At 73.3% G+C, this 5,304-nt stretch carries 4 protein-coding genes; 2 read left to right on the plus strand and 2 right to left on the minus strand.

Annotation, left to right across the window (positions count from 1 at the left end; translation table 11 throughout):
- Positions 1–915 (plus strand): hypothetical protein (locus NH339_RS17155; RefSeq protein ID WP_253027220.1); only part of this gene is annotated, 915 nt, incomplete at its 5' end.
- 289 nt (positions 916–1,204) lie between these two features.
- Here the strand turns inward: NH339_RS17155 and NH339_RS17160 are convergent.
- Positions 1,205–3,346, minus strand: a complete 2,142-nt coding sequence (locus tag NH339_RS17160) for an RNA degradosome polyphosphate kinase (protein ID WP_374208354.1) — start codon at positions 3,344–3,346, stop codon at positions 1,205–1,207.
- 136 nt (positions 3,347–3,482) lie between these two features.
- Between NH339_RS17160 and NH339_RS17165 the strand changes: the two genes are divergently transcribed.
- Entirely contained in the window at positions 3,483–4,529 is a 1,047-nt protein-coding gene (locus tag NH339_RS17165; protein ID WP_253027221.1) for an alpha/beta hydrolase, read from the plus strand.
- Here NH339_RS17165 and mshD read toward each other — a convergent pair.
- The coding region (gene mshD, locus NH339_RS17170; RefSeq protein ID WP_253027222.1) for a mycothiol synthase at positions 4,522–5,304 on the minus strand (783 nt) is incomplete at its 5' end. The two genes, NH339_RS17165 and mshD, sit on opposite strands and share 8 nt — an antisense overlap.

The following is a 5,304-nucleotide window of genomic DNA, read 5'->3' on the forward strand; positions in this document are numbered from 1 at the left end:
GCCGCCGCGCTCGCCGCCGCCCCGGCGGGCACGACCGTCCTCGGCCTCACGGACTGGCAGCGCGTGCGCGCCGTCGGGTCGGACGACCCCGGTGCGCGCGACCTGACCACCCGCTCGGTGCTCGACGACCTCGGCGACGCCGTCCCGAGCGCACTCGGCTGGTCGAGCGACGACGTGAGCTGGGAGGCGTACGTGCAGGACCCGACGGCCGCGGGCGTGCTCGTCGTCGCGCCGGGTCCGGACCTGTCCTGGGGTCGGCTCGAGGCGGGGTTCCGGCGGGCCGGCTTCGACGACGCGGGCGGCGGTCGCTGGACCGCGACGGCCGAGGTGCTGGGGACGACGGGGCTGGGCGACCAGCTGGCCGACGTCCGACTCCTGCGGCGCGCCGGGCTCCTGGTCGCGGGGTCGGACTCCGCGGCGGTCGAGAAGGTCGTGCGTGCCGCGACGGGTCGCGCGCCCGCGCTCACGTCGGTGCGGCGCGCTGTCGACACCGCCGGCCCCTTGGCTGACGCCGACACGGTGCTGCTGCAGGCTGGTTCCCTCGGGTGCGAGGACGCGGCCGTCCCCGCCGAGGCGTCGGACGAGGCGGAGGCCGCCCAGGCGCGCGCCGGACGGCTCGCCGGCTACGTCTACAGCGGCCGGGCGCTGACCGACCGCGGCGGCTCCGGCCCGAGTGCGCAGACCGCGACGTTCGCGATGACGTTCGACGACGTCGCCCGCGCCCGTCGGCAGGCAACGGTCCGCGAGCGGCTCGCCACCGGGCCGTTCGTCGGCCGCTCCGGCCAGGTCGAGGACGAGCTGCGCGACCCCGAGGTCGCCGTCGACCAGGCCACCGTGAGCCTGTCGTTCGACCGCTCCGCCGACGGCACCGTCCTCATGCTCGGCACCGGCGCCCTCCTCTTCGCCGCCTGCTGACGATCAGCGGTGGGTCCCGCTGGTCGAGTAGTCGACGCCGCGACGAAGGAGCGGGCGGAGACGTATCGAGACCATTGTGGGCAGACGCTGGGGGTTGGCCGGCGCTGGTCCGTTGCCGGGTGGTCTCGATACGTCCGAGCTTCGCAAGCTCGCTCGGACTACTCGACCAGCGGAGCGTTCCGCTGGTCGAGTGCCTCCACGAGCGCCAGCGAGGGGAGGTGCTGGAGCCGTCGCAGGGGGGCGTAGCCGCGACGGAGCGAGACCACTCCGGGCGGGCGCTGGGGGTGGGTCAGGAGAGACGGCTGCGGCGCTTCTTCGCGCGGGCGATGAGGTCGGCCTGGACGTCGCGACCCGAGGGGTGGCGGGTCCAGGTGCCGTCGGGGCCGAGGTGCCAGGAGCTGGTCTCGTCGTCGGCCATGCGCTCGAGGAGGTCGCCGAGCACCTGCGTGTGCTGCTCGCTCGGCACCCGCACCAGCACCTCGACGCGACGGTCGAGGTTGCGGTGCATCAGGTCGGCCGAACCGATCCAGGCCTCCGGCTCGCCCCCGCCGCCGAACCAGTACACGCGGCTGTGCTCGAGGAAACGACCGAGGACGCTGCGGACCTCGATGTTCTCGCTCAGACCCGGCACGCCCGGACGCAGCGTGCAGATCCCGCGGATGACCAGACGGACGGGCACGCCCGCGCGCGACGCCTCGTACAGCCCGTCGATGACGGCCTCGTCGACGAGCGAGTTCACCTTGAACGCGATGCCTGCGGGTCGACCCGCCCGGTGGTGCGCGATCTCCTGGCGGATGCGCTCGAGCAGACCCTCGCGCAGACCCGACGGCGCCACCATGAGGCTGCGGTAGTCGCCCTGCTGCGCGAACCCGGACAGCGAGTTGAACAGCTCGAGCAGGTCGTTGGTGATGTCGGGGTCGCTCGTGAGGAGCCCGAAGTCCTCGTACACGCGCGCCGTCTTCGGGTTGTAGTTGCCGGTGCCGAGGTGGGCGTAGCGGCGCAGTCCGTCAGGCTCGGCGCGCACGACCAGTGCCAGCTTGCAGTGCGTCTTCAGCCCGACGAGCCCGTACACGACGTGGCAGCCCGCGCGCTCGAGCTTGCGGGCCCAGCGGATGTTGGCCTGCTCGTCGAAGCGGGCCTTGATCTCGACCAGCACGAGCACCTGCTTGCCGGCGCGGGCCGCGTCGACGAGCGAGTCGATGATGGGGGAGTCGCCCGACGTGCGGTAGAGGGTCTGCTTGATCGCGAGCACGTGCGGGTCGGCGGCGGCCTGCTCGATGAAGCGCTGCACGCTCGTCGCGAACGAGTCGTACGGGTGGTGCACGAGGACGTCGCGGCGGCGCAGCGTGCCGAACAGGTCGGCCGGGCTGGCGGTCTCGACCTCGGCCAGGTGCTCGTGGGTGCCGGGCACGAAGGGGTCGAACTTGAGCTCGGGACGGTCGAGGTCGGCGATCTCGCCGAGGCTGCGCAGGTCGAGCGGACCCTGCAGGCGGAACACCTCGCCGTGGCGGATGCCGAGCTCGGTGACGAGCAGGTCGAGCACCTCCTCGTCGATCGACTCCTCGACCTCCAGGCGCACCGGCGGGCCGAACCGACGGCGCAGCAGCTCCTTCTCGAGAGCCTTGAGGAGGTTCTCCGCGTCGTCCTCCTCGACCTCGAGGTCCTCGTTGCGGGTCACGCGGAAGACGTGGTGCGCGACGATCTCCATGCCGGGGAACAGCAGGTCGAGGTGCGCGGCGATGACGTCCTCGAGCGGCACGTGCCGACCTGCGCTCGTGACCATCCAGCGGTCGATGATGGGCGGCACCTTGACGCGCGCGAAGTGCTGCTTGTTCGTCTCGGGGTTGCGCAGGACGAGGGCGAGGTTGAGCGACAGGCCCGAGATGTACGGGAACGGGTGCGCGGGGTCGACGGCCAGCGGGGTGAGCACGGGGAACACGCGCTCGCGGTAGGTGGCGGCGACCTCCTCGCGCTCCTGCGGGTCGAGGTCGTCCCAGCGGACGAGGTGGATGCCGGCGTCGGCGAGGGCGGGCACCACGTCGTCGACGAAGGTCCGCGCCTGCTCGACCATCAACCGGTGGCTGGCCTCGAGGCTGTTGGCCAGCACGTCCTTGGGGTGGAAGCCGCTCGCCGACGGCACGGCGACCCCGGCCGCGATCCGGCGCTTGAGGCCGGCGATGCGGACCATGAAGAACTCGTCGAGGTTGCTGCCGAAGATCGACAGGAACCGCACCCGCTCGAGCAGGGGCAGGTGGGGGTCCTGGGCGAGCTCCAGCACGCGTGCGTTGAACGCGATCCACGACAGCTCCCGGTCGAGGAACCGGTCGGCCGGCAGCGCGTCGTCGACGGGCTCGTACGGCGGGTCGACGTCGAACTCGTCGGGCGACGAGGGGTTCTCGACCGCAGGCAGGTCCAGATCGGTGGTGTCCACGCGGACATTGTGGCAAGACGACGTGAACGTCGTCTGAACGACGCGGCTGTCCGCCTCCTGGGGTCGTGGCGCACGTGGTCGCAGAGTTGCGTGGCGAAGCGCTCCGCGGCGGGCGGTGGCGCGCTATGTTGCGCGCATGGTGACGACGTCCGACCTGGTGGCGCTGGTGCAGGCCAAGGGTGCGCAGGCCCTCTTCTCCCTCCCGACCCCGGTCGTCCGACGCCTCGCCGGCCGCCCGGTCCAGGTCGACGGACGCACGCTCGACCCCGAGATGCAGCTGCTGCTGCGGGTGATGGGTCTCAACGGACCGGCGGTGGAGACGCTGTCGATCACCCGCGGCCGTCGCGTGTACACCGAGGCGTTCCGGATGCTCGGCGGACGGCAGCCCGTCGGCGCGGTCACCGACCGCACGATCGACGGGCCGGAGGGTCCGGTCGGCCTGCGCTTCTACACGCCGCGCGGGCTCAGTGGCCGGTCGCCGGCGCTCGTCTACCTGCACGGCGGCGGCTGGGTCTACGGCGACCTCGACGCCTACGACGCCGTGTGCTCCTTCCTCGCCGAGGAGGCGCAGGTCCGGGTCGTCTCGGTCGACTACCGGTTGGCTCCCGAGGCGCAGTTCCCCGCCGGGTTCGACGACGCCTGGGCAGCGTGGCGGTGGGTCACCGAGCACGCACCGGGCCTCGGCATCGAGCCGGGCGCGATCGCGATCGGCGGCGACAGCGCCGGCGGCAACCTGTCGGCGCTCGTCGCGCAGCACGCGGCCCGCTCCGACGACGTCGTCGCGCCCGCGTTCCAGCTGCTGATCTACCCGGCCACCGACTTCGTCGAGGAGCGGCCGAGCCGGACCCGTCTCGGCGAGGGCTTCCTGCTCACCAAGGCGTTCATGGACCTGTGCGAGGAGAACTACCTCGCGGGCGACGAGGACCGCGCCGACGACCGGCTCTCGCCCCTGCGTCAGGACGCGCACGGCGTGGCGCCCGCCTACCTCGTGACCGCCGGCTTCGACCCGCTGCGCGACGAGGGCACGGCCTACGCCGAGCACCTGCGCGCGGCGGGCGTGCGGGTCGAGCACGCGGAGGAGAGCGGGCTCATCCACGGCTTCGCCAACATGGTCGGCATCGGGAGGTCCGCTCCGCGCGCCATGCGTCGTGCGGCGGCCGCCCTGCAGCGCGGGCTCAGCTAGCGGAGGGCCGCGCGTAGAGCACGTCGCGCGCCCGCTCGACGAAGCCGAGCCTGCGGTACACCGCGAGCGCGGGGGCGTTGTCGCCCTCGACGTAGAGGTCGACGACGTCCACGCCCGACTCGGCCAGGTGTCGGAGCCCGCGGGCGGTCAGCGCCGTGCCGAGCCCGCCGCCGTGGTGGTCGGGGTCGACGCCGACCACGTACACCTCGCCGACCGGCGGCTCGCCCCAGCCGGGAGCCTCGACCTTCGTCCAGTGGAAGCCGACCACCTGCCCCTGCTGGTCCTCGGCGACGAAGAGGCCCTCGGGGTCGAACCAGTCGCTGGCCGCGCGGCGGTCGAAGTCGGCGCGGTCCATCGCACCCTGCTCCGGGTGGTCGGCGAACGCGCGACCGTTGACGCGGACGACGGCGTCGGCGTCGTCGGGCCGGAACGTGCGGATCCTGATCCCGTCGGGGACCTGCTCGACGACGGGCTCGCCGCCCGCGCGGCGCAGCACGAGCAGGGTGCGGACCGGCTCGAGCCCGAGCGACGATGTGAGCGCCTGCGCCCCGGGCAGGTCGCCGTGCGCCCAGAACCGATGCTCCCCGGCGTCGAGCAGCTCGACCGCGAGGGCGCGACCACGACCCTGGAGACGGTGGTCGGGGTGCACCGCGAGCTCCACGGGCGCGTCACCGACGGCGACCGCGGCCGTGACGCCGCCGTCGAGCACCCGGCCGACGCGCAACGGGTCGCCGGCGGCGACGGCGAGGCGGGGGGCCTCGGTTGACGGCCCCCC

Origin of the sequence: Aeromicrobium sp. CnD17-E, from assembly GCF_024124745.1 — a bacterium.
Lineage (GTDB): Bacteria > Actinomycetota > Actinomycetes > Propionibacteriales > Nocardioidaceae > Aeromicrobium.